This window comes from Paenibacillus oralis (assembly GCF_003863965.1).
GTDB lineage: Bacteria > Bacillota > Bacilli > Paenibacillales > Paenibacillaceae > Fontibacillus > Fontibacillus oralis.
Genome location: NZ_RRCN01000001.1, coordinates 4,931,912 through 4,958,594 on the forward strand (window position 1 = coordinate 4,931,912; position 26,683 = coordinate 4,958,594).

Sequence of the window (26,683 nt, forward strand, 5' to 3'; positions counted from 1 at the left end):
TGATATCCATTGTCCCAATGGATACCCTACTTCGAACCCTAAAAGATAATTACACAAAACTCTTGACGCTACCTGAAAGGCGGCCTTTCGCCACTAAATCGTGAAAATAGCGCCATAAAATTCCTCTATTTTACGCAACATAGGGGGTGTCGCTGAAATAGCGCCCTTTTTTTCCTTTATGTTGTACCCGAGATCTTCAATAGACTAATTTTTGCCGTTTTCTCAAGTCTTCACTTGCCATCATGCTAACGTTATTTCCAGAATCGTCTACTAGCTTCATCCGACCTAAAGCGTTTTGAAAAAACGCACTACGGAAGCATACGCTTCGGTGCTGAAAACCTGCCTTTTTGAACACGCATTTAAAGCCACGCGCTTAGAGCAGAAAAAGTCCTGCCAAAGCGGCAGGACTTTCATGACGGAAAAAATAATACATAGATTGAAAATTAAGGGCAAAGTTGCTACAATAAAAAATGGACTGCAAATAGATGTAAATAAAAATAACCATCCTTTTAGATTATATCATGTATTTATTTGATTGTCAATAGTCTGAACGTAACCAAGGGAGCGATTTAATTGGACAATAAAGACCAGGCTTGGCTTGAAGAGCAGCGCCGCGTAGAGTATGTCGCCGACCAGATCGACGCCAGAATCCGCAAACTTGAGCGGGAGGTCGGCGCGGTTCGCGGGGATGTCGTTACCATGCGCAAAGATTTTTGGGATGAAGTGACCGTCAATTTCAGCGAGGCCGATGACGTGGGCGAAACGTCCACCAGCCTCCGGCAGCAATCCCAGGTGCTTGCGGAGCGGGAAAAAAGCCACCTGCACGCTTCCGCCATGCTCGGAAAAATGAAACGGCTGAAAGAGTCCCCTTATTTCGGACGGATCGATTTCGCCGAAGCAGGAGAAGCCGCGGCCGAGGCGATCTATTTGGGCATCGCCTCCCTGCTGGAAGACGGAGACGAGCAGTTTCTCGTTTACGATTGGCGGGCGCCGATCTCCAACCTGTATTATGACAGCGTGCCCGGGCCGGCTTCTTATGAAACTCCCTCCGGCACCATATCAGGTGAGATGACGCTTAAACGGCAGTACGTCATTCGGGGACGCGAACTGAAGCTGATGTTCGACACCGGCGTGACGATCGGGGACGAACTGCTGCAGCAGGTGCTTGGACGCAGCTCCGACGCGCAGATGAAAAGCATCGTTGCCACGATCCAGCGGGAGCAAAACCGCATCATCCGCAACGACCGCAGCCGGATGCTGATCGTGCAGGGAGCCGCGGGCAGCGGCAAGACGTCGGCGGCCTTGCAGCGCGTCGCCTATTTGCTGTATAAGCATCGCGACGTGCTGCAGGCGGATCAGATGATATTGTTTTCCCCGAATCCGATGTTTAACAGCTATGTATCGACCGTGCTTCCCGAGCTTGGGGAAGAGAACATGCAGCAAACGACGTTCCAGGAGTATCTCGAGCATCGGTTGGGCCGGGATTTCCAGCTTGAGGATCCATTCGTGCAGATCGAATACGTCCTGTCCGCCAGGGAAGACGAGGCTTATCAAGCGCGGATCGACGGAATCCGCTTCAAATCGTCCGTTCATTACTTGGAGGCGATCGTCCGCTACAAGGAGCTGCTGGAGAAGAAAGCGATGAAGTTCAAGCCGCTGCGGTTTCAAGGCCGCGAGGTGATCGGCGCGGAGGCGATCGCCGCGCAATTTTACGGCTACGATCCGGCGATCCGGCTCGCCAACCGCTGCGAGCTGCTGAAGGAGTGGCTGCTTAAAGAGCTGGCCGCATTCGGCAAAGAAGAGCTGAATCAGCCTTGGGTCGAGGAGCAGATTCAGTTGCTGGACACCGAGGATTACCAGCGTGCTTACCAGCGGATGCGCCGCAAGAATCAAAGGAAGGGAGATTCCTTCAGCGACTACGAGGACGAAAAAACGATTTTGGCCAAAATGGTCGTGAGCAACCGGCTAAAGCCGCTGCGGAAATGGGTGAAATCGTTACGCTTCGTCGATGTGACCCGGCTGTATACACAGCTGTTCAGCGATGTTTCATTGTTCCGTGAAGTGCACCCGGGAGCTTTGCCGGAGTACTGGGATGAAATATGTGCCCAGACGCTGCGGAAAATCGCCGAAGGAGAGTTGTTTTACGAGGACATCACGCCGCTTCTGTACCTGAAGGAGCTGCTCTTGGGCTTTAGATCCAATACGTCCATTCGCCATGTCATCATTGACGAGGCCCAGGACTATTCGGCTTTTCAGCTGTTTTTCCTGAAACGGCTGTTCCCGCGGGCAAAAATCACGGCTTTGGGCGATTTCAACCAGGCGATCTACGCGCATGGCTCCGTGCTGCAGGAATCCGGCCTTTTGGTAAACCTGTACGGTCCGGAGGAGACCGAGGTTATTTCGCTGACGCGGAGCTACCGCTCCACCAAGGAGATCGTCGAGTTTACGCGGGGCATGGTTCCGGGCGGGGAACACATCGTTCCGTTTAACCGGAGCGGGGAGCGTCCGCGCGTGACGGTTCTGGACACCCGGGAAGGGCTAATTCGGGTCTTATCGGACGATCTGAAGCGCCTGGCGGAAGAAGGATACGAGTCGGTGGCGGTCATCTGCAAAACGGCCGAGCAAAGCGCGGAGGTCCAGCGGGCGCTGGAGCCGCTTTTGCCCGTACCGCCGAAGCTGGTTAAGAAAACGACGCTTGGTTTTGAAAAAGGGGTGCAGGTGATTCCCGCCTATTTGGCCAAAGGGGTCGAATTCGACGCCGTACTGATCTATGACGCGTCGGCGGACCAGTATTCCCGGGAAAGCGAACGGAAGCTGTTCTACACGGCCTGTACGCGGGCGATGCACCTGCTTTATATCTACTCGCTCGGCAAGCCCAGCCCGTTTGTCACCGGCCAGGACGCCGCCCTCTACGTGAGCGAACGGCAGCTTGTCTGAAGCCGGATAAAGCGGTTTACGAAAGCGAGATAGCGAAAATGCGAATCAAACGGACAACCAATCTATTTAAGTTGAAAATACGGATTTCTACAACTTCCGAATTTAGTGGATTAAAGAAATCCGTGAACAACAGCGATCGGAAGAACATTTCACCCGGCTGTCTCTTCTGTTCGATCATTAGTTCAACTTTTTTAGCTTTCGGTTGTCCGTTTTTTTCGTTAGCGAATTCATAGTTCTGTAACAATAGATTGCAAATAAAATCTTGCGTAAGGAAATAAAACGGATACAATATAATGGTAACGTGAACATTCAAGGATTGAGATGATCATATTGCCGACAATTATGTGATTTTTTTCTCACTATCTCTGCGCGCAGATATTTTTTTTGAGACAAATTGTTCACGTTAACAATATCTTGCGGGAGGATACGGATGTGGTAAAGAAATTTATGGATGAGAACTTTCTTCTCTCCACCGAAACAGCCGTACGGTTATACCACGATTGGGCCAAGGGCATGCCGATTATCGATTATCATTGCCACTTGAGCCCTCAGGAAATTTATGAGAACAAGCAGTTTGCCAACATTACCGAGGCCTGGCTTTACGGCGACCATTACAAATGGAGAGTGATGCGCGCGAATGGCGTGGACGAAGAGTGCATCACCGGCGCGGCCAGCGACTACGACAAGTTTTTGGCCTGGGCCCGCACCGTGCCCACCTTGATTGGCAACCCCTTGTATCATTGGACGCATTTGGAGCTGCAGCGCTTTTTCGGGGTATATGAACTGCTTAGTGAAGAGACGGCTCCGCTGATTTGGGAAAAGGTGAACCGTCAGCTGCAAGGCGAAGGGTTCGGCGCTCGGGACTTCATTACGAAATCGAAGGTGGCCGTCGTTTGCACCACGGACGATCCGGCGGATACGCTGGAATATCATTTCAAGATCCGCGAGCTTTCCGGTTTTGAAACCGCTGTACTGCCAAGTTTCCGTCCGGATAAAGCGTTAGAGATCAAACGCGCGACGTTCCTGCCCTGGATCGAAAAGCTGTCCGGCGTAAGCGGGGAAACCATCGCCGATTACGACGGGTTGCTTAAGGCCTTGGAAGCGCGTATCCGCTTCTTCCATTCGGCCGGGGGTCGGGTATCCGACCACGCGATCGATGTGCTTGCGTATAAGGAAGCGACCCGTGCGGAAGCTGCCGCTGTATTTGCCAAGGCGCTCCGTGGGGAAGAGATTACGGCCGAAGAGGAAGCCATGTACAAATCGTACACTTTGCGCTATATGAGCAAGCTTTATGCGGAACTCGGCTGGGCGATGCAGCTTCACATTCACGCGCTGCGCAACAACAACACCAAAATGTTTAACCGCCTTGGACCGGATACGGGATACGATTCCATCAACGACGGGGCGATTGCCGCACCGCTCGCGGCTTTGCTGGACGGACTCGAGCGTGAAGGCGCGCTTCCCAAAACGATTCTGTATTCTTTGAATCCGAACGATTACCCGGTTCTAGCCAGTGTGATGGGGAGCTTCCAGGGGGCTGGTATACCCGGAAAAATGCAGCTAGGGACAGCCTGGTGGTTCAACGATCATATCGACGGGATGACCGAGCAGATGAAAACATTAGCGAATTTGGGTGTGTTGTCCGCTTTTGTCGGAATGCTTACAGACTCCCGCAGTTTTCTGTCGTATACTCGTCATGAGTATTTCCGCAGATTGCTGTGCGCGGTGCTCGGAAACTGGGTGGAGCAAGGAGAAGCGCCGGATGATATGAAACTGCTTGGCCAAATGGTGCAAAATATTTGTTACGAAAACGCCAAGCGTTACTTTGCTTTTCCGGCCATGGCGGTGTTCCCGGGTTAAGGCCGGCGGCTCGAAGCCTTTTGCTGCTATCTTTTGCCCCAAAATGAATGCCGCAAAAGAAGGGCAAAAGGCTGCCAATAAGCCGATTAAAACGGAAAATACAGAACATTGTAAATTTACAAGTGAATATTTTCACAAAATTTTTCACACAAATAGAAAGAAGGATAGCATATGGGAGTGGCTGTTGCTGAACAAGCAAAAACCCTGAACAACACAGGAAGCCCAAATCAGGGCATTGGATTAAAGGAGAAAATCTCCTATGGTTTGGGCGACTTTGGAAACGGATTCATGTTTGACCTCGGACAATTGTACTTATTGAAATATTTTACCGACGTCGCGGGCATTTCCTCGCAAGCGGCGGCGGGCATCTTCCTGGTGAGCAAATTGTTCGCGGCTTTTGTCGATCCGATCGTCGGTTCTTCGATCGACTACCGCAAAAAAATCGGCCCCCGGGGCAAATTCAGACCGTTTTTGCTGTATGGGAGCTTCGTGCTTGCCGTACTGACGGTTCTAACGTTTATTAGCCCGGGTTTATCTTCCGGCGGCAATTTATTTTACGCTTACGCCTCTTATATGATTTGGGGAATCGGTTATTCTTTCGTGAACATTCCTTACGGCTCTTTGGGGGCGGCCATTACGCAGGACACCAAAGAACGGGCGTCGCTGTCCTCGTTCCGGCAGGCCGGTTCGCTGGGCGCCCTGTTTGTGACTAGCGTTATCGTTATGCCGCTGATCGTTCGCTTCCCGAACGAAAAAATCGGGTACCCGGTTGTGATGGGACTGATGTCCGCCATCGGAGTCATTGCCTTCTTCTTTTGCTACCGCGGGACGAAGGAGCGGATTGTGAAGCAGGAGGCTCCGAAGGAAAAGTTGACTTTCATGACGATTGTCCGTACCTTCATATCCAATAAACCGCTGCTGGTTTTGGTACTTATGACGATTTTTACAATTTCCGCCTACAACCTGAAATCGGCAATGCTGGTGTATTTCGCGGAATATAACTTGGGCAATGTGGAACTCATGGCTTATATGAACTTCATCATCATCGGTTCTTCTTTTATCGGCGTGCTTTTCCTGCCTAAGCTGGTCGCCAAATTCGGCAAAAAGAAAACAGCTTTGATCGGGATGGTCATCAGCGTTGCCGCCGATCTGCTGAACTTCTTTATGCCGTCCAATGTAGTGCTTTTTACGGTGCTCGCAAGCATCGCTTTTATCGGCATCAGCATTCCGAACGGCGTAACCTGGGCCTTCGTCTCCGATATTATCGATTACGGGGAATGGGTGTCCGGCGAACGCAAAGAGGGAACCACCTACTCGCTGTTTAATTTCTCGCGGAAGCTGGCGCAGTCGCTCTCCGGATTCCTTTCCGGGATCGGTCTCTGGCTGGTGGGGTATGTCCCCAATGTAGCCCAGAAAGCAGGGACTTTAACCGGAATCAAAGGGCTGCTGCTGCTCTATCCTGCTGTGGCTTTGACGCTGGCGGCGCTTGTCATCGGTTACATGTATAAGCTGACGGACAAAAAGCACGAGCAGATTGTTCAGGAACTGCAAGCGGCCGGCAAATAAGAAAAATGTGTGAATGTGTTCCCAAAGTCTTATGAAGCGTTTATCTGCTTGCCCGGGTTATGCTATTGTTAAAAGAAAATACGGTAAGTACAGGATGCTTGATAAGAGAGGGCTCATTCGGATGACAGTAACGATTAAAGATCTCGCCAAGCTGGCGAACGTATCGCATACAACGGTATCCCGGGCTTTGAACAACAGCCCGTTCATCAAGGAAGAAACCAAACGCAAAATTATGGAACTCGCGGCGCAAATGAACTATACGCCAAACGTCAACGCCAAAAGCCTGGTGATGCAGCGGTCTTACACGATCGGTCTGTTTTTTACCAGTCTGAAAAGAGGGACCTCCTCGAGCTTTTTTGCCGACGCCATGAGCGGAGTCAACCGGGTCATCGATGTCGAATACAATTTGTTCACGCGCGGTATTGAAGACTACGAGGATTATTCCTCGATCCACCGCAAACGGTTTGACGGCATAATCGTGATGAGTCAGAGCGAATCGGACAACGCGTTTATTTACCATGTGCTGCAGCAGGAGATTCCGCTCGTTGTTCTGAACCGTCAAGTGGCAGATTCGCGGATAATCAATATTTTGTCGGATGACAAGGAAGGGGCGTGCGCGGCGGGAAAACATTTGATCGCCGAAGGCCACACGCGCATTGCCATGATTGAAGGGGTCGAGAGCTTTAAGTCGACGCAGCAAAGAAGGGAAGGGCTGCTGAACGCGTTGATCGACAGCGGGATGCCGATTGTCGGCGGTTATTTCGTGCATGGGCGCTATGATATGGAAAGCGGGTTTCAGGCCATGCAGGAATTGCTCAAGCTGGAGCAGCCTCCCACCGCCGTCTTCTGTGCCAACGACGATATGGCCATCGGCGCGATGAAAGCCGTGTTTGAGCAAGGTAAAAAGGTGCCGGAGGACATCTCGGTAATCGGCTTTGACGATATTGAGTTTGCCCAGTTTACCACACCGTCGCTGACCACCATTAAACGGCCGATCGAAGAGATCAGCGCCGAGGGCGCGAGGAGGCTGTTGCAGTTGATTGACGATCCGTCGGCCGCGGGAGAGACGCTGTTTCTAAAGACGGAGCTGATGCGGCGGAATTCCACGGGAAAGCCGGCAGGGCTGTAGGGCGCAGTAACTTTAATAAGGCCGGTTGCTTAAGGGTAGCCGGTCGCTTAATCGCTTATTTATTTTAACGTGTGCATTATTTGTGAACATATTGATAATATAATTGATTTGTTTTAATAGTTTGCTAATATGTTAACGTGTGCATGAATGAATCAAGGTATTCAAATGATCTTATAGTCTGATGCGATGGAGGAATTTTAAGATGAATCGATTAACGCAAACCATGGCGCCAAATCGCGCCGCTCGTCCGGAGAAAGTGCTGCAGTTTGGGGAAGGCAATTTTTTGCGGGCTTTTGTCGATTGGCAGATCGACATCATGAACAAGAAGACCGATTTTAACGGAAACGTAGTGATCGTCCAACCGCTTCCCGCAGGGCTGGCCGAGGCACTGAACGAGCAGGGCGGACTTTATACCGTTTATCTGGAAGGGATGAAGGAGGGGCGGCCTGTCCGGGAGCATTCGCTGATCGAAGCGGTAGCCCGGGGCATCAATCCCTATAATCAGTACGAGGCGTATGCCAAGCTGGCGGAAAATCCCGACCTGCGCTTTATCATCTCCAATACGACGGAGGCGGGGATTGCTTTTGTACCGTCGGACCGGCTGGAGGATCAGCCGCAATCCAGCTATCCCGGCAAGCTGACCGCCTTGCTGTACCGCCGTTTTCAACACTTTGGCGGCGACCGTTCCAAAGGCTTTATCATTATTCCTTGCGAGCTTATCGACCGCAACGGCGATGAATTGAAAGCGATCGTGCTGAAGTATGCCGAACTCTGGAACCTGGGCGCCGATTTTGTAAGCTGGCTGCATGAAGCCAACACGTTTTGCTGCAGCCTGGTCGACCGGATTGTGCCGGGTTATCCGAAGGAGCGGATCGGGGAAATCACGGAAGACCTGGGGTATGAAGACCGGTTTGTCGTTGTAGGCGAGCAGTTTCATCTGTGGGTCATCGAGGGGCCGCAGCGGATCAAGGAAGAATTCCCGGCGGAGCTTGCGGGGCTGCAGGTGCTGGTCGTGGACGATATGACCCCGTACCGGACCCGCAAGGTACGAATTCTGAACGGGGCGCATACCGCCTTAACCCCGGTGTCTTACCTTTACGGGCTGGAAACGGTGGGCGAAAGCGTCGATCACCCGCTCGTGGGAAAATTCATAGAGTCGCTGATATATGACGAGATCATTCCTACCCTGGAGCTGCCGAAGGAGGAGCTGAGATCTTTTGCGGCGGCCGTGCTTGAACGGTTCCGCAATCCGTTTGTCCGCCACTATTTAATGAGCATTGCGCTGAATTCCGTGTCCAAATTCAAAACCCGGGACCTGCCGACGTTGCTTACCTATTCCAAAGAGCAAGGGAAATTGCCGAGGAAGCTCACCTTCTCGTTCGCCGCGCTGCTGGCGTTCTACAAAGGAAAACGCGGCGAGGAGCCGATCGAGCTCGCCGACGATCAGGATGTGCTGGATCAATTTGCCGCATTGTGGCAGGCTTGCGACGGTTCCCGTGAAGCCATCCGCCGTCTCGTATCCGAAGCCCTTGCTTCAAAGGAACGCTGGGGCGCGGATTTGAACGGGGTGAACGGGCTGACCGATCAACTGGCAGAAGATTTGTACCGCATCGAATCGGCAGGTATGGTGCGAGCGCTGGGCGATTTGCTCGGAACATCCGCCGCTGCCGATCGATGATGGGGAGGGCGCGCGAATGAAAGAGTTTATCCGGATTCAAGAGAGCGACAATGTGGCCGTTGCGCTGCGGGATTATACCGCCGGGGAAAAGATCAGCGTGGGCGGGCGCGATATCGAATTGACGGAAGCGATCGGACGGGGGCACAAGGTTGCATTGACCCCGATCTTAAGCGGCGAACATGTGATCAAATACGGCTATCCGATCGGCCATGCCATCCGTGACATCGCCCCTGGCAGCCACGTGCATACGCATAATACGAAAACGAATTTGACAGGAGTGGAAGAATACAGGTACACCCCCAAAATCGCGGCCAACCCGTACTCTTTCGAGAACCGGACTTTTGAAGGGTACAAACGGAAGGACGGCAGCGTAGGCATCCGCAATGAGCTGTGGATCGTGCCGACCGTGGGATGCGTAAACGGGGTGGCCGACCTGATTTTGTCCGCTTTTATCCAGGAAATCGGCTCGACCCTGCCATTTGAGAACGCGCTGGTCCTGAAGCATAATTACGGCTGCTCTCAGCTTGGCGATGACCATGTCCATACCCGGACAATGCTGGCCGATGCCGTAAAACATCCAAATGCCGGGGGCGTGCTGGTTCTGGGACTGGGCTGTGAAAACAACACGATGAACGAATTTAAAGAAGCTTTGGGCGATTACGATGCTTCCCGCGTAAAATTCCTCGTGTCCCAGGAAGTGTCCGATGAGGTTGGCGAAGGAGTCCGGCTGCTTAAGGAGATTTATGAGGCCGCGCGCCAAGACCGCCGGGAGACGGTTCCGCTGTCCGCGCTCAACATCGGACTGAAATGCGGAGGTTCCGACGGGCTGTCGGGGATTACGGCCAATCGGCTGCTGGGCCGCCTTTCGGATTATATGGCGGCACAGGGCGGGACGACGGTGCTCACGGAGGTGCCGGAGATGTTTGGGGCCGAAACGATTTTGATGGAGCGCGCCGCCGATGAAGAAGTGTTCGGCAAAATCGTTCATCTGATCAATGACTTCAAACAATATTTCCTCGATTACAAGCAGCCGGTGTACGAGAATCCTTCGCCGGGCAACAAGGCGGGAGGCATTACGACGCTGGAGGATAAATCGCTGGGGATTTCTAGGGTCAATGACGTATTGCGGTACGGCGAACGCCTTAAAACGAAAGGTTTGAATTTGCTGAGCGCCCCCGGCAACGACCTGGTTGCGTCTTCGGCGCTGGCGGCTTCCGGATGCCAGATGGTGCTGTTTACGACCGGGCGCGGCACTCCGTTCGGCACATTTGTGCCGACGGTGAAGGTATCGACCAATTCGGCGCTGCACCGGGAAAAGCCGCATTGGATCGATTACAACGCCGGCGTTCTGGTTGAAGATGGAGATCCGGACCGGGTGCTGGACGATTTCCTGAACTTCATTACGGATATCGCCAGCGGCAAGCGGGTCAATAACGAGCAAAACGGATTTCGGGAGATTGCGATTTTCAAAAACGGAGTAACCCTTTAGCAGGTATAATTTCGCCGAAAATTAAGACACTAACCAGGTCGGTTATATACGTTATACGGAAGGATGGCGGACGACCTTATGGTTAGCAAAAAAGGCGATTTGATTGCGTTGGCTTCGATACCGCTCATCATGACGCTCGGGAATTCCATGCTGATCCCGATCTTGCCGGAAATTGCCCGTGCGCTCCGCGTTACCTCGTTTCAGGTCAGCATGCTGATTACGGTGTATGCGGTTGTCGCGATTTTGCTGATCCCCGTGGCCGGTTACCTGTCGGATAAATTCGGACGCAAAGCGATCATCATCCCCAGCCTGACCCTTGCCGGGGTCGGCGGCGCCGTTTCGGGCGTTGCCGATTGGTTTGCTGATGGCATCGCCGTGTATTGGCTGATTTTGGCCGGGCGTTTTTTGCAAGGTATCGGAGCCGCCGGAGCCTTTCCGATCGTGCTGCCGCTCGTTGGCGATTTGTTCGACGACGAGGAGGAGGTCAGCCATAACCTTGGGCTCATCGAAACTTCCAATACGTTCGGCAAGGTGCTCAGTCCGATTCTTGGCGCGCTGCTGGGCGCCTGGATATGGTACGTACCGCTGCTGGCGATACCCGTGCTCTGTCTGATCTCATTGCTGCTCGTCCTGTTTTGGGTCAAGGAACCGAAGGAAAGGGAGAAGGCGAAACCACTGCCCGAGTTTTTGCGGGCGGTCAAGGAAGTATTCAAACTGAAGGGGCGCTGGCTGTTTGCCATTTTCGCCATCGGCGGCATCTGCATGTTTCTGCTGTTTGGCGTCCTTTTTTACCTGTCGGAACAGTTGGAAGTTAAGCACGGACTGAAAGGCGTAATCAAAGGTTTGGTGCTGGCCATTCCGCTGGCCGCCTTATGCCTCGCTTCGTATCTGACCGGGAAAAAGATCGGCAAAAACAAAATCCTCATGAAATGGCTGGGGGTGGCGGGGCTGGTGCTTGCGACAGCTGCCCTCTTCGGCATCGGATTTTTCAGTAACATTTATTTCGTCATCACCTGTCTGATCGTTTGCGGCGCGGGGATTGGCATGGTGCTCCCCAGCCAGGACGCGCTGATTACCGAAGGCATCGACAAAGAAATGCGCGGCACCATTACTTCCCTGTACAGCAGCATGCGTTTTATCGGGGTGTCGGCCGGGCCGCCGGTCATATCGCTGCTGATGAAGCGGGGGCATATGACGATGTTTTTTGCCATTGCGGGGGTGTCTTTGGCGGGGATGCTGCTGCTTCTGCTGATGGTCAAACCCCATTCGGGGCGCGGCGGTGTCTCCCGGCCCAAGAAAGCGCCGCGGCCGCTGCATCAGGGTTAAACTCCATAGGATTCGCCTGCCTGGACAGTGGAGCGGGATAGCGGCTCCGCTGTTCTATTGTGCGGGCTTTTTTGGTATGATTAAGAGCGAGTCGGATGAATAGACAGGTTTTACATAAAGGTTTAGGCCATTATTTTTTTGGAGGGGAATCACATGAATGCAAAACAGGCGGCGGGGTACCGCGCGGCGGAGTGGGTTAAGGACGGGATGAAGGTAGGGCTTGGAACCGGCTCTACAGCCTACTATGCAATTGAGAAAATCGGCCAAATGGTCGCCGAAGGGCTGCGCATCCGCGCTATTGCCACTTCCAACGCTTCGGAGGAGCTTGCCGTAAAATATAATATTCCGCTGCTTAAGGCCGGCGAAGTCGATCGCTTGGACATCGCCATCGATGGGGCGGACGAGGTTGATCCCGGGCTCTCGCTGATCAAAGGCGGCGGCGGCGCGTTGCTGCGGGAGAAGCTGGTCGCCATGAACAGCGACCGGTTTATCGTAATTGCCGACAGCGGGAAAATCGTGCCGCATCTGGGGCAATTTAAGCTGCCGATCGAAATCGTGCCGTTTTGCTATGAATGGACGCTGAAACAATTGGAAAGACGCTACAGCGTTTCGTTTGAGCTGCGGATGCGGGGGGAAGAGCGGTATGTCACCGACAACGGAAACTATATTGTCGACGCCGCATTCGGCAAAATCGAAAACCCGGCCGCGCTGGCCGAGGAGTTTAAAGCGATGACCGGCGTCGTTGATCACGGTTTATTCGTCGGAATTGCCGATACGGTTGTTGTCGGCTACGATGACGGGCATACGGAAATCAAGGAGGCCGCATGTTCAAGCAAGTAAATTCGCGGGTGGACGAGCCGCAAATCCGCGAGCTGCTGGAATACGCCGCCGTATTGGAACCCGAAGCCCTGGAGGAAGCGCTTGGGCTGTACCGCTCCGGCGCTGGCCAACTGTACGGTTATGAGGACGAAGGCGGAATCGTCGGGCTGATCGGTTTTCGGGTCAATGAAGCCCGCGAGCTGGAAATCATTCATCTTGTCGTGCGGCCCGAGAACCGGCTGCAGGGATATGGACGGGGAATGGTGCTGCTGGCGTTGTCCCATGCCAACCCGGACAGCATCGCCGCGGACACGGACGAGGAGGGAGCCCAGTTTTTCCGCAGCATCGGCTTTCAAATCACCGGTCTTGGCGGCGGCCCTTACGGGGAAGAGCGCTTCCGCTGCGTGTACAACGTGGATGAGGACAACGAGGAGTAATTCACGGAGAGTAATGATCGGGGAGCAGTTGCCGAGGCATTATTGTTGCCTCCCTTTGAGGGAGCGGCGGCAGTTTTTTTACGGTCTGTGTGGATCAACTGCAAAAGTGCATTCCATTTGAAGGAATTCACCTGCTTTGAGGCGGTTGAAATGCAAAAATGCATCTGTTTTGGGGCAGTTTGATAAAAAAGACTGTTTTGATTGAAAATGAACTGCAGTTTTGCATTTGACAAACCATTTCCGGGGCATTTGAGTGAAATTGAACTGCACTTTTGCATCTCGCCGAAATGGATCAAGCCCTGGATTCAGTTAATTCGTGTAGAGGAGTATAGACGGACAAGGTTTTTACGGGGACAGTTGAAAATAAAGGTAAAAAAAGGCCCTAAAGTGCCGCTATTTTGCGCAGGAGGGGAAAAATCTCAAAAATAGCGCCACAAATGACCGCTATTTCGAATACCAAAAGACCGCCGGAGCAGGTTTCTCCGGCGGTCTTTCTAATCCGGCCGTTTAATTTAAAGTGCTTCGTTTGATCAGGCTGCGCAGCGCCCATTTGCGTTCCTGCCGTTTTTTGTATTTCGGCAAACTGCGGTAAACGGCGATGGATTCGTTGAGCGCCCGTCTGGCTTCCTCCTTGCGTCCGAGCGACTGATAAAGGCCGGCGAGCAAATAATAGGCCTCGCTGGAGGAGGACTGGATTTCCCCGAATTTGGCGGCGTAATCCAGCGCTTTTTGCGGATCTTTGTCGCGAAAGGCGGAGGCGAGCAGGAGATAGGGCTGGCCGTATTTGACGCGATCATTTAGGGAAAGCGCGCGCAGCATTTGTTCTTCGCCTTCCTCGAGGCGCCCCAGTCCAAGTAGAGCGGTCCCCAGATCGCTCCAAAACTCGGCGGAGGTTTCCGAGGACGACTTAACATCCTCGAGCAGGTCCCAAGCTTCGCGATATCGTTTCCGTTCCAGCAGCAGACGGGCAAGCTCGCGTTTGGAAGAAACGTCAAAAGGGCTTAGCGCAAGCTGCTGCCGCAAGCGGGAGATGCTGCGGGAACGTTTGAAAGGTTTCGTTACACTGGGGAAAATCCCGATAAACCGCCGATCCAGGAAGTAGACGATAAGGAGCAAAATCACGATGGCGATAATCGGATTTCCGGTCAACCAGGTTAAGGCAAAAAACAGAATAAACTTACTCATGAGTGTCCTCCAACCAATGAATTAATTCCCATTATAACACAGGGCAGGGGAACGCGAAAAAAGAACAAGCCGTCCGCCCGGACGGCTTGTTCTTTTGAAAATTACTGAAATCCGCGCATATGGCCGCCGGAAGCGGTAGAAGCGGAGCCAGAACCGGAGCCGGAGCCGGACGCACTCGGTGCACTGCCAATGCCGGACGCACCGGACATCGCGCTGCCCATGCCGCTGCCGGACGCTCCTGACATTCCGCCGCCCATCCCGGAAGCAGAGGACATCCCGCTTCCAATTCCGGATGCGGAAATCGAGTGGCTGATGCCGGAGGAGCTGTAGCTTCCTACACTGCCCGGATTGTAGCCGGATGCTCCGATATGTTGAACGCCGTACGAGCTTTGGCCGATGCCGGATTGGCCGAAGCTTGCGCCGGCGCTCATCGAGTGGATGCTGTTTTCGAGCTGGCTGGCGATTTGGGCCACGCGTTGATAGGACTGCATCGCCGTGTGATGTCCTTGCAGCGCGCTTTGAATCGATTGCGCCGCTCTGCGTTCGCGTTGAGCCAGCTCTTCAAGCTGGATCGCATTATGCTGCTCCTGCTGCAGCATTTGCTGATACATCATTGTCGCCTGGCGTGTTTGCTGCTCCAATTGGCGCATCGTTTGCTCGATTTCACGGAGTTGCTGACTAACATTGCTGTACATGAAATGAGAATCCTCCTCTAAAGATATAGGTTGGTGATTGAACCAAAGTTAGGTTGCCCTGCCTGCGAAGTGATATGCATTAGGATGACCGGCGGGGCTTTGCTAACAGAAATTTGAACCGCTGCGGTAAACGTAGTATGTTTAAGAAGAGAAAGGAAAAGAAAGGTAAGGAAAAGATAGAGGAGGGGAAAAAACATGTATCAATTAGTGCTTGTCAGACACGGTGAAAGCGAATGGAATAAATCCAACTTGTTTACCGGCTGGACCGACGTCGATTTATCCGAAAAAGGCGTCATGGAAGCGAAGGAAGCCGGGCAACTGCTGAAACGTGAGAACTTCGAATTTGATGCCGGGTTTACCTCCTATTTGAAGCGTGCCATTAAAACGTTGGACTATATTCTTGATGAGATGAACTTGCTTTGGATTCCGGTCCGCAAATCTTGGGAGCTCAACGAGCGGCATTACGGAGCGCTTCAAGGGTTAAGCAAAGAGACGACCGCTCGTCAATATGGCGAGGAGCAGGTAATGAGGTGGCGGCGAAGTTATGATGTTCTCCCGCCCGCCCTTACCGCCGGAGATGAACGAAATCCGCGCAATGACATCAAATACCGCGATGTTCCGGAGCAATTTCTCCCGTTGACCGAAAGTCTGAAGGAGACGGGCATTCGGGTCGAGGATTACTGGGAAAAGGAAATCGTCCCCCAAATCAAAGCCGGGAAAAAGGTCATCATTGCGGCCCATGGCAACAGTTTGCGGGCGCTCATCAAATATTTGGAGAATATAAGCAACGAAGCGATCGTCGATGTCAATATTCCGACCGGAACACCGCTTGTTTATACGCTTGACGAGCATTTAAAACCCGTCGAAAAACATTATCTCGGAAGCGAAGGCCGTACTTCGAGCAAAATTGAAAAAGCGGCCAATCCCGACCGAATTCTCGAATAATAGTCTTGCCCTATCGTACATAAAGGGTTTTGCCCTTAAGTACGATTTTTTTATGGGATGTCCAGCCTATAATTCAAGATAGATGGGGTAATGGAGGGACAGACATGGATAAAAAGCAAGAGGATACGGCGCCAATTCTGATATTTTCGGAAAAAAGGATGGGGTTCATTAATGATGAACTGCTTGGCCGCATCCTGCAACAAATTCTGAACACCGTGTTTGAAATAACGTCTTATGTTCAGAAGCTGGATCATTTATCGAACAAGGAAAAAGTCGAGAAGTACTGTAATCTCAGTCTGGATTATATCATCGAACAACCGCAGCTTTACGGTATCTTATTGACTGATTATGATCAAGGTGCCGACAATTTTATCCAATTCAACCCGTATATCGCTGAATTCGAAAACGGAATTTCGGACAGAATGAGGGAATTTTTCCTGAATGTTTATGGAGCTGAAATTAATCCCTTCGTGGGGGACATTGTTTTCATATTCAACTCGTTGTTCGGAGAGTACAGCATGCAAATGTTCGACGCCGATAGCGCAATGTTCAAAAAGGCCTCTCAGCTCATTGCCAATGTCCTTGACATGGTTGTTCAACAGTTTCGCGAAAAACACATTGAAGCGTTCTTATCGGATAAATTAATCGGGATGGAAGCGGAGCAAGATCCAAGCACCGATGAGAAGGAAAAACAAGTAACGGAGTTGATTAAAACGCTTGAGCGAAAAGTCGATTCCGGGGACAAAGAGCAAAAACTGAGCCCTGATTGGGAAGAAGGTCTGAAATACCTAAAGTATGAACTTACGGGGCCTAAACCGCGCTTCGTGATCGTTAAATCCCTGCTGAGATACCTGGGTCAAAGTGAAGAGCTGGCAGAACCATGTACAAGGATAGAGAGGCTGCTTTTCTCCTCTTGATTCTTCTTTTAATATGCACATTTTCATTGATTCATTAGTCCAATTCATTTTCAGCGCCCTTACATATAATGAATTAACTCTTTTTCGAAGGGAGGGAATTCATCATGAAACATCGTCATAAAAAGCCTATTGTTATTATCCTCAGACCCGGACAAAAAGTATTGGTAAAGTGTAAGCACAGAAAGCATCACTGGTAGAAGTACATTTTTGTGGTGGACCTTATTTTAGATAAGGTTCACCACTTCCAAAGGATTATTTGGATGAAGACCATACATAATTGAAAGTCGCTCGTACCTGGAGCGGCTTATTTATTTTGCCGGAAAATAGCGATTGGATTATAATTGAGAGAATATGAAATGGAGATGACTATATGATTTTAAGAAAAAGAGTGCTTATAATCTTGATGTCCGTTACCATGACGCTAAGTTTCATCGTATCTACGGCTGTTGCCGCCAAGGTCAATGTAACCGTACAGGTTGATGGAAAGACGGTCTCTTTTCCGGATGCGCAACCATACTATGAAGACAATCGGGTGATGATCCCTTTGCGATTTGTTAGCGAGGCGCTTGGAGCGGATGTAGGGTTTAAGAAAACCGCGTCCGGATCTATAGTGAATCAGACGGTGACTACATCTTTAGGCGATAAAAAAATGAGCATGAATATTAATAGCAAGCAAGTTGTAGTCGGAGAATCCGTCGTAACTTTGGATGTTCCCGCCCGGCTCCAGCAAGAGCGCACTTACGTGCCGCTTCGGTTTGTAAGCGAAGCACTCGGGGCAAAAGTCGATTGGAATCAAAGCAAGCAGCTTGTGAGCATTAGTACGGGGAAAGAAGTAACCGATCCGGATCCTGTACCGGATGGAAGCAACGTATATAATGATGATTTTACGTGGAATGAAGGTTATACTAAATTGGCAAAAACGCTGTTTGCAGATAATATGAAAGTAGCGAACGGCAAGCTGACGTTTACTCTGCCGAAGGAAGCGGCTGCTGCTTATTCAACACCCAAAGGAGCCAAGACCAATTTGACCCCCGGAAAAACCTACACCTATCCGATCGGTGACGGTCAGGGCTCCATATCCATATCTCAAGATTACCCAAGCAGCGACAAGCAGGAAGCATATGTAGTATTCCTCAACAGTAAAGAGAATGGGGATTTGGAAGAACTCTTCGGACAGTACGATGATGCCATCGTGATTGTCGGCGGAAATCGTTCCGGCGCCCCGCTTACTGAAGTTCAAAAGTTGGCGCAGGGACTGAAATAAATAATTGCCCGTTCCACTCGAGCTTAGCCGCAGACGATATTTGCGGATTTAGTCATCAATTCAATTGAAAACAAGTAGAGTTTAAAGAACGCTTCTGGTACAATATATATCCTCATAAAGTCGAAGGAGCGGAACTTATGGAAAATGATTTAACCGAACTGTTGCGGTCCGTTATCAAAGAAGAATTGGCTCCCATGAATGAGCGCCTCGATAAGATTGAAGCTGAACAGAAAGAAATGAAACAGGACGTTCAAGGAATCAAGCAGGACAATCAAGGAATTAAACAGGAAGTTCAAGGAGTCAAACAGGACGTACAAGGAATTAAACAGGACATTCGAGAAATCAAAGAGGATCAGCATTTAATTAAACGTGCAGTGTTGGACACCAACGAACGAGTTATGAAAATGGAGTCCGTCCTGGAGAACCAGCATAAAATCATAGAACTGCTCTCTACTCGCTCTATCCAGCAGGAAGCAGAACTGAAAAGAATCAAGTAAATCGATCCGATGCGCCGGCATCGGATTTTCTTTTTTACTGGTGATTTATTCCGGCATGGAACTGCAAAAGTGCATCCTATTTTTCACCAATAACCATTTTAAAGCGGTTGAAATGTAAAAGTACATCTCATTTGTGGTTATACGATAAAAAAGCAGCTTTTGACCGGAAATGAACTGTACTTTTACCTTTGAACCACCGGTTTAGAGGAGTTTCGACAAAAACCGCCTGCACTTTTGCATTTCGTGGGATATCCCCTCCTCCTAGTGGGTCGCACGTGAAAACTAACTCAACACAAACTAGAATTAGTCCTAAAATCTGGGAATCTAATTGTCGATAATTAACATAAATCCGTATTGAGGGAGTGGTGTTCTTTGATGATTTGGAGAAAGTGTATTTCTGGATTGATGGTTGTCTTTTATCTGTTGTTTTCAATTGTGACACCCGTATCAGCAGAGGAATCTAAAAGTTCTTCCTTAGCATTTTCGATTCCAGCAAATACTTTTTGCGATCAGTCACATACTTTAGAGTTATCACTGAACATAACAAATTTAAGCAGTTCAAGCTCTAGCGTAAAATTAGTGCTAAACCGTTATGACGGTAGTTCATTTGCAGAGGCAGGAACCTCATATAATGGAGTTTCTTCTAGCCTTATTCCAGGTGTGGATGTAACTTTATCCCCACTTGAAACAGCGACCTATCACGTCTCTTTTGGGGGTAAATTATCGAATTGCGAGAACAGACCTTTTTCCGGTGCATTTGTTGCCGGGAGTGACGATGCAACATTCGTTGCATCAGGGTTTGTATCTGGTTCGCTTGGGAGTGTACCGATTATAATCAATAATGGATCTCCTTGGCAGAACGATGGAGGCGATGGTGGAAATGACGGTACTCCTATAAATACTCCTATTGATGTCTGCAGTGTAGAAAATAATGATTCATTAATCCATGCAATGACTTCGAATAGCGATCAGTATGGGGTTGCTGCTGCAAGCAGCTATGACACATATTATGATACTCAGCCTTTCCGTGCTTTCGACAACAGTTGTTCTCCTTGGGAAAGCGCAAATGGTGAAAAGTCAGGTTGGATTCAATACGAGTTTTTCGATGCAAAAGTAGTTAATAAATACTCGATTCGTATGAAACAAAATGATCCAACTCACGGCTTTTTACAATCACCGAACTCTTGGTTTTTTGAAGCATATGACGGTCAAGAATGGGTGGTGTTAGATACTCAGAGCAATGTTACGGATTGGAACCCGGATATCACCAAAGAGTTTTCGTTTCAGAACACAACCCCTTACAATAAATATAGACTTAGAATAACCGCTAACAATGGGGGGAACTTGGTCAATATAAGCGAAATTGGCATGATGGGTTATTAGTATACATCTAAAAGCACCTTCGGGTGCTTTTTCTTCTGTGATAATAAAAAAATCGGGACCCTCTTGCGAGGGTCCCATCATGGGAGAGGAGAAACCGGACGAAGAGCTTATGGGGAAACGTAAGTCTTCTCCGCGGTTGTCTACGACATTTGGTGATGTCGATACTACAATTGTGTCCGGGAGGTTCGGGTTATATACCTCTGCGGAGAAAAAAAGTTATGATATTTTGATTTTTCAATCCGCAGCGGATTGTGGTACGATATCGACAGGAATTTTTAGGCATACATAAGGGTGTGAATATTCATGAGAGTCATTTCGGGCAGCGCCCGGGGCCGGGCGCTGAAGGCGGTCCCCGGCATGGGGACGCGGCCCACAACGGATAAAGTAAAGGAAGCGGTGTTCAGCATCATCGGTCCTTACTTTGAAGGAGGAACGGTGCTCGATTTGTTTGCCGGCACGGGAAGTCTCGGCATCGAAGCGTTAAGCCGCGGGATGGACAAGGCCGTATTCATCGACAAAGAGTACAAAAGCATGGAAACCGTCCGCGCCAATCTGAAAGCAACCGGCCTCACGGAACGGGCTGAAGTGTACAAAAACGATGCGGAAAGAGCGCTGAAAGCTTTGGCCAAACGCAAAGCGGCCTTTGATCTGGTATTTCTGGACCCGCCTTACCGGCTAAAACACGGGGATCAGCTGATGACGCAAATGGACGAGCTTAAGCTGCTTAAAGAGGGGGCTACGATCGTCCTGGAGTATGAATCCTCCTTTGCGTATCCGGAGCGGTTCGGGAACTTTACGCAGCGGCGCAAGGCGGAATACGGAGACACGGCCGTATCCGTTTATGATTACGAACGAGAAACCAGCGCGGTATAAACCGCTAAGAATAGGAGAGGAACACAGGCATGAACGAACAACGGATTAATCATCCGCGAATCGCTGTTTATCCGGGCAGCTTCGATCCGGTGACCAAAGGACATATGGATATCATTCAACGGGCTTCGCGCCAATTCGACAAACTGGTTGTGGCGGTGCTGAACAATTTAAGCAAAAACCCGTTATTTACGGTAGAAGAGCGGAAGCAGCTGCTGACCGAGGTTACCGGGCATTTGCCGAACGTGGAGGTTGACAGTTTTCGAGATCTGCTCGTCAACTATATGAGCTACAAGCAGGCTCACGTTATCGTGCGGGGCATCCGCTCCGTCACCGATTTCGAATACGAGCTTCAGCTCGCATCGACCAATCACAAGCTGAACAGCGACGTGGAGACGATTTTTATGATGACGAACCCGAAATACTCCTATTTAAGCTCCAGCATTGTCAAGGAGATCGCCAGCTTCCACGGAGACGTCAGCGATCTTGTGCCGCCGGAAGTAGAACTGGCGCTGCAACATAAATACGCGGGCCGAACGGGCAAAAATTAAGGTTCGCCGCGGCGGTTCCATACGAGCGCAGTGGTTGCGAATCCGAGCGTTAACAGCGCCAGCATCCAAAGCTGCCATCCCATCACCCCGAACGCTTGCTGCCAGGTGGGCAGCCCGGCTGCCGGGGTGTCGTGTCCTATGCCGGTTTGTCCCTCCTGGGCAAAAGCGGGAAAAGCGCCGGGCAGCCATCCGATAAGCGGTTTCCACAACAGCAGCGTGATGGCGTAGGCATAAACTCCATGCAGCAGGCGGTTCAGCAGGAAAAACCGTTCGCGAATTCCGGCCGGTCCGAGAATCGCCCGAACCTGGAGGTAGGCGCACAGACCGCTCCAGCCGAGGGCGGTACCCAGCAAAGCGGTGAATACCGCCGGCGACAGCGCCGGGGAAGACAGCCGTGACATGGCGTACGAGCCGAGGTGAACCTCCAGCAGGCTTTTGACGGTGACGGAAAAAAACGTTCCCGGCAAAGCCAGGAGTATGACATGAATGAGGATCGAAAAAATAAGCATATAGCCGCCGGTGATCATCAGCGTTTGCACACCGGAGGTCACGGTATCGCCCAGCAGCCGGCCGAGGCTGCGGCCGTCCTCCTGGCGCGCACGCTCCATGCTGCGGAGCGCCTGGCGAAGCCGGGATTGTCTGCGCCGGTTGCCGTGGTTTGGAGTGACCGGCCCCGAAGCGTTCCGGGCGGAGGAGCGATCCGGAAAAACAAAATGCAGCGTGACCCCGGCGGCCAGACCGGCGGCCCAGTGCACGGCCAGCAGAAGCAAGCCGAATTCGGGACGGCCGAAAAAACCGGCGCCGATGACGATCACAAGCAGCATCGGGCTGCAAAAATGAGCCGCTCCGGCGATCCGTTCCGCTTCGCTTGCGGAGATTTTTCCTTGCTTGTATAAAGTCGCCGCCGTGTCGGCGGCGGCCGGAAAGCCGGCGGTCATGCCGAGCGGCAGCACCCAGCCGAAGGAGCCGGGAAGACCGAGCAGCCTTCGCGTTAAAGGATCAAGCAGCGTGCCTAGGCCATGGGCGAATCCGCCGGCGAGGAGCATTTGCGATAACATCACGAAAGGAAGCAAAGCGGGAAAAACGATATGCCACCAGATAGCCAGCCCCTGTCCGGAGGCTTTAAACGCTTCGCTTGGAGCATATACGACGCACACGACAAGCAGAACGGCCAGCAGCCCCGTGAAGGCGGTGGAAGCGGGGCTGCCGGCAAAGTTTTTTAAGTTCATTCGGAATCACCTTCTTCATAAGTAGATCATATAGTACATGCTATGCAGCAGCCGTGAATCGCAGACTAGCCGTTTGCGGCCGGGCGCTTCGGCCCGTACGTCCATCAACCGTCTGCCGCCGCATCATGAAGGGAGAGAGAAACAATGCGTCAATCAAGATCCATAGCTATAAAAGCGGGGTTGTACGTCCTAACGATGGCGGTGATCGTATATGTGGTCGTTTTTATGAACACGCCGTACATGATCAATCAGCCGGGAACCGCCGAAGAGGTTAAGCCGATTGTCAGCGTCAAGTCGGGGGATACGGAGGAGAAAGGCGCATTTATGCTTACGACGGTATCGGTCAGCTACGCCAATTTGTGGATGCTGGCCACGTCCCCGTTCAACAAGGATGCCGAAGTGGTCCGCAAGGAACCGGATCGCAACGATAAGGAGTACGAGACGCAGCAGCGGTATTATATGAGCAGCTCGCAGTCCAGCGCGGTGATGGCGGCCTACCGGAAAGCCGGAGTGAAATACGACGTGGTGTCCCAGTATGTTTTTATTGTCGGGTTGTCCAAAGAAAGCGAGCCAAAAGGCAGTTTCCAGTCCGGGGACATCATCCGCCAGGTGAACGGCCAGCCGGTGAAACGCTTTGAGGATCTGGCGCCTTTGCTTCAAGGCAAAAAGCCCGGAGACGTTGTTCCCGTGCAACTTTCGCGGAGCGGAAAAACGGTCGAAGAGCAGGTGGAGCTCGTCCAGATCGTCGATGCGGAAGGCGCACGCAAAGCGGGGCTGGGCGTCAGCGTCGGGGAGGTGCTGAAGGTGGAGGCTGCGGACAAAACGAAAGAAGTCACCTTTGCCGATACGGAGATCGGCGGTCCTTCGGCGGGGTTGATGTTTACGCTGGAAATTTACAACCAACTGACGCCCGGGGACTTGACCAAAGGGCACCGCATCGCCGGAACCGGCACGATCTCGGAGGACGGCACCGTCGGGCCGATCGGCGGCGTCCAGTTCAAGATCGTCGCTGCGGAGCGGAAGAAGGCCGAAATATTTTTCGTGCCCGAAGCGAATTATAAAGAGGCCAGGGCAAAGGCAGAGGAAATCGGTTCGAAGATGGAGCTTGTGCCGGTCCAAAAGCTCGACGATGCGCTGAACTATTTGCAGGCGCTTAAGCTGAGCGACTAAACCCGGAGCGGCGGCTGACGGTATTCCCGGAACAGCTGATCGGCCCGCCGCGCAGGCATGGCGTTGGCATAAGCGGCGGCTGCCCGGATATCGAGCGTCAACTGCGGATGGTCGAGTTCGGCGGCCCGTGTCACGATCGGCAGTTTGGCGAGTTGTTTCATCTGCTTCAGCAGCTCTTGCCCCCGCTTGCTGAACGCCAGCACGCGCAGGTAGCCCGGACCTTCCGCCAGCGCTTCAGGGGCAAGCAGGCCTTGCGGGTGAAGCAGCAGCGCGTGCAGCAGGGTGCGCTGCAGCTTGGTGTGGGTGTAGCGTTTTGTTTTGAGCTTGGCCAGCAGCTCGGATACGGTTGGCTTTTCGAGCCGGGGCAGCGCTTTTTTGATGCGGTATTCCAGGCCTTCGGTCATTTCGTGACAAGCGCGAAGCTGCTCGGGCGAAGCGAGCAGCAGCTGGTGAAACAGCGGCGCGGCCAGGTTCTCCCACGTCACGGGGCCACGTCCGGCCGCGAATTCGCGGGCGAGGATGCCCGCCGTGTACGGCGGGAGATACGGCGCAGCCGCGTCCAGGCCGCCGCCGGCGATCAGCCGGCGCACGGCGGTGGCGCTGGCGATGCGCGCGTCCGTCGGCGCGGCATCGTTATAGCCTGCGGCCCGGCGCCGGACCGTGACCGGCGCGATGCCGCTGTGAAGCCGCCGCAGCGCGATCAGGTAGTGCAGCCCCAAGCTGTTGTTGGGCTGCTCCAGCAGCGCCCGCGCTGCGGCGGCAGCGCCGCTGCCGGCGAGCAGGCGCGCGGCCGCTGCGGCGTAGGCGGCGGGGAAGCTCGCCCCGGTGGCGAGCTCCTCCGCGACCGCCGCCTTCAGCGCGCCGCCGTCGTCGGCGAGCCGCTCGGCGAAGGGCTGCAGCGCCTCGAGCGCGCCGGCTTCGCTGCCGAAGCACAGATGCGTCGCGACGCCCGTCGCCTCGAGCAGCGCCACCGCGCCGTAGGCGAACCACTCCGCCGGCTGGGCCGCGTAAGCGATCGGCAGCTCGAGCACAAGATCGGCGCCGAGGTGCAGCGCCATCTCCGCCCGCGCCCATTTGTCCACGATCGCCGGTTCGCCGCGCTGCAAGAAATCGCCGCTCATGACGGCGATGACCGCGTCCGCCTTCGTCAAGCGCTTCGCTTCGGCGAAGTGATAAACATGCCCGTTGTGGAGCGGATTATATTCAACAATCATGCCGACGACATTCACGTGCGGATCGACTCCTTTTTGAAAAGGCTTTTTTGGCTCAACCTAGAAATTAGCCTTGGCTAAACTCGAAGTGATCAAGCTATCCGGAAAATTTTCAACTCTAACGGTTGTCACCCGCGCTTATTTGAGCGAAAAAGCAGTAGTTCCATTTTTAACGGTTGTCACCACGCTTATTTAGATGAAACCGTCCCAATTACCGCTGAAATACGGGAATTAAGCTCAGTGGCAAGCGTTACATTTTGTATTCGCTCATTTTTACCCAAATAGCGCCGCTCACAACCGTTAGATTTTTTTCGTTCTTTTACGCTTGTGCACTTGTCCAGCAGCCAAGCGTCGATTTATGTTTTAAGCTGCTATTCCTACAAAATATACCACGAATTAAGCTATATTGTTGACAAAACTTGCTTGAAATCGGTATAATAAATTTTGTTTGTTTGGAGTGATGCTGATGTTTATACATTTTCGCCAGGTGGCATCGTCGGAAGCTCCGGTGGAGATCCATCAGAACTTGGATGTCAGCCGGGTGATTAAAGGCCGCAGGGACATCACCGGGATCAGTCCGCTACGGGTTGATCTGCGGGCGGAAGCCTCCGGCGGCGGAGTTGTCGATGTCAGGGGCAAGCTGACGGCTGAGCTCGACATGACGTGCTCCAGATGTCTGAAGCCTTTGAAACGCACGGTCGAAGCGGAATTTGCAGAGAGCTTCAAACAAAGTGACGATCCCGAGATGGACATGCAAGCGCAGGATGAAGACGACGATCTGCAATATGTCGCCGAGGACAAAGTGGACTTGACGCCATATGCGGAGGAGACGTTGCTGCTGAATCTGCCGTTTGCCGCTGTCTGCAAGGAATCCTGCAAAGGGCTTTGCCCCAATTGCGGAGCAGATCTGAACGAACGGGAATGCGGCTGCAACACCGAAGTGATCGATCCGCGCCTCGCAGCGCTCGGTGATTTTTTCAAAAACAAGCAGTAAACACGAATAAAGCATACCGTTAAATGGGTTGACTTGAATAAGGAGGTGGGAACCATGGCAGTACCTCAACGGAGAACGTCCAAAACGCGCCGCGACAAACGCCGCACGCACTTCAAATTGGCTGTGCCGGGCATGGTGAAATGTGAACAATGCGGCGAATTGAAGCTTGCTCACCACGTATGCAAAGTTTGCGGAACATACAAATCGAGAGAAATTATTGGTCAATAAGCTGTATCTGAATTTCAAGTAGTACTTCATTTCGGTGAGGTGCTATTTTTTTTGCTGCGGTACCCGTTAGAATGGCGGAGGAATATTCGGGCAGCCGCTTCCCGGCCGCTTTCGGAGGTTGCCCGAATCCCTGCCCCGTATGGTTTATGGCAATGCCACTTTCTTTTTGCAGCGGGATGTTTTATACTGAAATTTAGTACCAGGTTCTAATGATAATGATAGAGGTAGAACTCGTGCGCATAGATTCCTGCGAAAGTGCAGTTTTTTTCAGCGTGAATTTGCGTTTGATGCGCTTGGATAGCC

At 52.1% G+C, this 26,683-nt stretch carries 23 protein-coding genes; 19 read left to right on the forward strand and 4 right to left on the reverse strand.

The annotated features are described in order from the left end of the window. The first annotated feature begins 573 nt into the window (after positions 1-573). From helD to EHV15_RS22020, 9 genes are all read left to right on the forward strand, one after another. Positions 574-2,937 (forward strand): RNA polymerase recycling motor HelD, encoded by a 2,364-nt coding sequence (gene helD, locus EHV15_RS21980; RefSeq protein ID WP_128633094.1) that lies wholly within the window; start codon positions 574-576, stop codon positions 2,935-2,937. A gap of 432 nt (positions 2,938-3,369) precedes the next feature. Continuing rightward, the gene (gene uxaC / locus EHV15_RS21985) at positions 3,370-4,797 is read left to right on the forward strand and encodes a glucuronate isomerase (RefSeq protein WP_178075930.1); all 1,428 of its coding nucleotides are present in this window, start codon (positions 3,370-3,372) and stop codon (positions 4,795-4,797) included. Positions 4,798-4,968: 171 nt separating this feature from the next. Next, a complete protein-coding gene (locus EHV15_RS21990) occupies positions 4,969-6,363 on the forward strand; it encodes an MFS transporter (RefSeq protein WP_128633095.1) in 1,395 nt (464 codons plus the stop codon). A gap of 121 nt (positions 6,364-6,484) precedes the next feature. Next, a complete protein-coding gene (locus EHV15_RS21995) occupies positions 6,485-7,492 on the forward strand; it encodes a LacI family DNA-binding transcriptional regulator (RefSeq protein WP_128633096.1) in 1,008 nt (335 codons plus the stop codon). Between the two features lie 202 nt (positions 7,493-7,694). Beyond that, a complete protein-coding gene (locus tag EHV15_RS22000; RefSeq protein ID WP_128633097.1) occupies positions 7,695-9,170 on the forward strand; it encodes a tagaturonate reductase in 1,476 nt (491 codons plus the stop codon). A 16-nt stretch (positions 9,171-9,186) separates the two neighbouring features. Continuing rightward, positions 9,187-10,659 carry a UxaA family hydrolase gene (locus EHV15_RS22005; RefSeq protein WP_128633098.1) on the forward strand — a complete coding sequence of 491 codons (1,473 nt, stop codon included), beginning with the start codon at positions 9,187-9,189 and terminating at the stop codon, positions 10,657-10,659. A gap of 78 nt (positions 10,660-10,737) precedes the next feature. Beyond that, on the forward strand, positions 10,738-11,985 hold the full coding sequence (gene bcbE / locus EHV15_RS22010; RefSeq protein WP_128633099.1) for a bacillibactin exporter BcbE: 1,248 nt from the start codon (positions 10,738-10,740) through the stop codon (positions 11,983-11,985). Positions 11,986-12,138: 153 nt separating this feature from the next. Further along, the gene (gene rpiA, locus EHV15_RS22015) at positions 12,139-12,825 is read left to right on the forward strand and encodes a ribose-5-phosphate isomerase RpiA (RefSeq protein WP_128633100.1); all 687 of its coding nucleotides are present in this window, start codon (positions 12,139-12,141) and stop codon (positions 12,823-12,825) included. Further along, the gene (locus tag EHV15_RS22020; RefSeq protein WP_128633101.1) at positions 12,810-13,241 is read left to right on the forward strand and encodes a GNAT family N-acetyltransferase; all 432 of its coding nucleotides are present in this window, start codon (positions 12,810-12,812) and stop codon (positions 13,239-13,241) included. Before rpiA ends, EHV15_RS22020 begins: the two co-directional genes overlap by 16 nt. A 507-nt stretch (positions 13,242-13,748) precedes the next feature. On the opposite strand, the gene EHV15_RS22025 is transcribed toward EHV15_RS22020, so the two are convergent. Next, the gene (locus EHV15_RS22025; RefSeq protein WP_128633102.1) at positions 13,749-14,426 is read right to left on the reverse strand and encodes a tetratricopeptide repeat protein; all 678 of its coding nucleotides are present in this window, start codon (positions 14,424-14,426) and stop codon (positions 13,749-13,751) included. Between the two features lie 101 nt (positions 14,427-14,527). After that, positions 14,528-15,121 (reverse strand): hypothetical protein, encoded by a 594-nt coding sequence (locus EHV15_RS37545; protein ID WP_246061737.1) that lies wholly within the window; start codon positions 15,119-15,121, stop codon positions 14,528-14,530. Between the two features lie 195 nt (positions 15,122-15,316). Between EHV15_RS37545 and gpmA the strand changes: the two genes are divergently transcribed. The 7 genes from gpmA (at position 15,317) to coaD (ending at position 21,548) form a co-directional block, all read left to right on the forward strand. Then, a complete protein-coding gene (gpmA, locus tag EHV15_RS22035) occupies positions 15,317-16,066 on the forward strand; it encodes a 2,3-diphosphoglycerate-dependent phosphoglycerate mutase (RefSeq protein WP_128633103.1) in 750 nt (249 codons plus the stop codon). A gap of 104 nt (positions 16,067-16,170) precedes the next feature. Beyond that, positions 16,171-16,983: an RNA-dependent RNA polymerase family protein gene (locus tag EHV15_RS22040; RefSeq protein WP_128633104.1), complete on the forward strand. Its 813-nt coding sequence runs from the start codon at positions 16,171-16,173 to the stop codon at positions 16,981-16,983. Between the two features lie 370 nt (positions 16,984-17,353). Further along, positions 17,354-18,247, forward strand: coding sequence for a copper amine oxidase N-terminal domain-containing protein (locus EHV15_RS22045; RefSeq protein ID WP_178075931.1), 894 nt, complete (start codon positions 17,354-17,356; stop codon positions 18,245-18,247). Between the two features lie 137 nt (positions 18,248-18,384). Beyond that, positions 18,385-18,744, forward strand: a complete 360-nt coding sequence (locus EHV15_RS22050; protein ID WP_128633105.1) for a hypothetical protein — start codon at positions 18,385-18,387, stop codon at positions 18,742-18,744. A gap of 372 nt (positions 18,745-19,116) precedes the next feature. After that, on the forward strand, positions 19,117-20,127 hold the full coding sequence (locus EHV15_RS22055; RefSeq protein ID WP_128633106.1) for a hypothetical protein: 1,011 nt from the start codon (positions 19,117-19,119) through the stop codon (positions 20,125-20,127). A gap of 303 nt (positions 20,128-20,430) precedes the next feature. Then, positions 20,431-21,000, forward strand: coding sequence for a 16S rRNA (guanine(966)-N(2))-methyltransferase RsmD (rsmD, locus tag EHV15_RS22065; protein WP_128633108.1), 570 nt, complete (start codon positions 20,431-20,433; stop codon positions 20,998-21,000). Between the two features lie 29 nt (positions 21,001-21,029). Then, complete coding sequence (coaD, locus tag EHV15_RS22070; protein WP_128633109.1) at positions 21,030-21,548, forward strand: pantetheine-phosphate adenylyltransferase; 519 nt, start codon at positions 21,030-21,032, stop codon at positions 21,546-21,548. Here coaD and EHV15_RS22075 read toward each other — a convergent pair. After that, a complete protein-coding gene (locus EHV15_RS22075; RefSeq protein ID WP_128633110.1) occupies positions 21,545-22,777 on the reverse strand; it encodes a nucleoside recognition domain-containing protein in 1,233 nt (410 codons plus the stop codon). The two genes, coaD and EHV15_RS22075, sit on opposite strands and share 4 nt — an antisense overlap. A 144-nt stretch (positions 22,778-22,921) precedes the next feature. Between EHV15_RS22075 and EHV15_RS22080 the strand changes: the two genes are divergently transcribed. Beyond that, on the forward strand, positions 22,922-23,947 hold the full coding sequence (locus EHV15_RS22080) for a SepM family pheromone-processing serine protease (RefSeq protein ID WP_128633111.1): 1,026 nt from the start codon (positions 22,922-22,924) through the stop codon (positions 23,945-23,947). Here the strand turns inward: EHV15_RS22080 and EHV15_RS22085 are convergent. Beyond that, positions 23,944-25,176 (reverse strand): nucleotidyltransferase, encoded by a 1,233-nt coding sequence (locus EHV15_RS22085; RefSeq protein ID WP_128633112.1) that lies wholly within the window; start codon positions 25,174-25,176, stop codon positions 23,944-23,946. The two genes, EHV15_RS22080 and EHV15_RS22085, sit on opposite strands and share 4 nt — an antisense overlap. A 448-nt stretch (positions 25,177-25,624) precedes the next feature. On the opposite strand from EHV15_RS22085, the gene EHV15_RS22090 reads away from it, so the two are divergent. Together EHV15_RS22090 and rpmF are read left to right on the forward strand one after the other, a co-directional pair. Next, positions 25,625-26,152 carry a YceD family protein gene (locus tag EHV15_RS22090; protein ID WP_128633113.1) on the forward strand — a complete coding sequence of 176 codons (528 nt, stop codon included), beginning with the start codon at positions 25,625-25,627 and terminating at the stop codon, positions 26,150-26,152. A gap of 54 nt (positions 26,153-26,206) precedes the next feature. Continuing rightward, positions 26,207-26,380: a 50S ribosomal protein L32 gene (rpmF, locus tag EHV15_RS22095; RefSeq protein ID WP_009222962.1), complete on the forward strand. Its 174-nt coding sequence runs from the start codon at positions 26,207-26,209 to the stop codon at positions 26,378-26,380. Positions 26,381-26,683 lie beyond the last annotated feature (303 nt).

What these genes read in the sequence shown, in the direction of transcription:
- EHV15_RS21990 (WP_128633095.1), top strand. Translation starts at nt 4,969, where the DNA reads ATGGGAGTGGCTGTTGCTGAACAAGCAAAAACCCTGAACAACACAGGA.
- EHV15_RS21995 (WP_128633096.1), top strand. Translation starts at nt 6,485, where the DNA reads ATGACAGTAACGATTAAAGATCTCGCCAAGCTGGCGAACGTATCGCAT.
- EHV15_RS22000 (WP_128633097.1), top strand. Translation starts at nt 7,695, where the DNA reads ATGAATCGATTAACGCAAACCATGGCGCCAAATCGCGCCGCTCGTCCG.
- EHV15_RS22005 (WP_128633098.1), top strand. Translation starts at nt 9,187, where the DNA reads ATGAAAGAGTTTATCCGGATTCAAGAGAGCGACAATGTGGCCGTTGCG.
- bcbE (WP_128633099.1), top strand. Translation starts at nt 10,738, where the DNA reads ATGGTTAGCAAAAAAGGCGATTTGATTGCGTTGGCTTCGATACCGCTC.
- rpiA (WP_128633100.1), top strand. Translation starts at nt 12,139, where the DNA reads ATGAATGCAAAACAGGCGGCGGGGTACCGCGCGGCGGAGTGGGTTAAG.
- EHV15_RS22020 (WP_128633101.1), top strand. Translation starts at nt 12,810, where the DNA reads ATGTTCAAGCAAGTAAATTCGCGGGTGGACGAGCCGCAAATCCGCGAG.
- EHV15_RS22025 (WP_128633102.1), bottom strand. Translation starts at nt 14,426, where the DNA reads ATGAGTAAGTTTATTCTGTTTTTTGCCTTAACCTGGTTGACCGGAAAT.
- EHV15_RS37545 (WP_246061737.1), bottom strand. Translation starts at nt 15,121, where the DNA reads ATGTACAGCAATGTTAGTCAGCAACTCCGTGAAATCGAGCAAACGATG.
- gpmA (WP_128633103.1), top strand. Translation starts at nt 15,317, where the DNA reads ATGTATCAATTAGTGCTTGTCAGACACGGTGAAAGCGAATGGAATAAA.
- EHV15_RS22040 (WP_128633104.1), top strand. Translation starts at nt 16,171, where the DNA reads ATGGATAAAAAGCAAGAGGATACGGCGCCAATTCTGATATTTTCGGAA.
- EHV15_RS22045 (WP_178075931.1), top strand. Translation starts at nt 17,354, where the DNA reads ATGATTTTAAGAAAAAGAGTGCTTATAATCTTGATGTCCGTTACCATG.
- EHV15_RS22050 (WP_128633105.1), top strand. Translation starts at nt 18,385, where the DNA reads ATGGAAAATGATTTAACCGAACTGTTGCGGTCCGTTATCAAAGAAGAA.
- rsmD (WP_128633108.1), top strand. Translation starts at nt 20,431, where the DNA reads ATGAGAGTCATTTCGGGCAGCGCCCGGGGCCGGGCGCTGAAGGCGGTC.
- coaD (WP_128633109.1), top strand. Translation starts at nt 21,030, where the DNA reads ATGAACGAACAACGGATTAATCATCCGCGAATCGCTGTTTATCCGGGC.
- EHV15_RS22075 (WP_128633110.1), bottom strand. Translation starts at nt 22,777, where the DNA reads ATGAACTTAAAAAACTTTGCCGGCAGCCCCGCTTCCACCGCCTTCACG.
- EHV15_RS22080 (WP_128633111.1), top strand. Translation starts at nt 22,922, where the DNA reads ATGCGTCAATCAAGATCCATAGCTATAAAAGCGGGGTTGTACGTCCTA.
- EHV15_RS22090 (WP_128633113.1), top strand. Translation starts at nt 25,625, where the DNA reads ATGTTTATACATTTTCGCCAGGTGGCATCGTCGGAAGCTCCGGTGGAG.
- rpmF (WP_009222962.1), top strand. Translation starts at nt 26,207, where the DNA reads ATGGCAGTACCTCAACGGAGAACGTCCAAAACGCGCCGCGACAAACGC.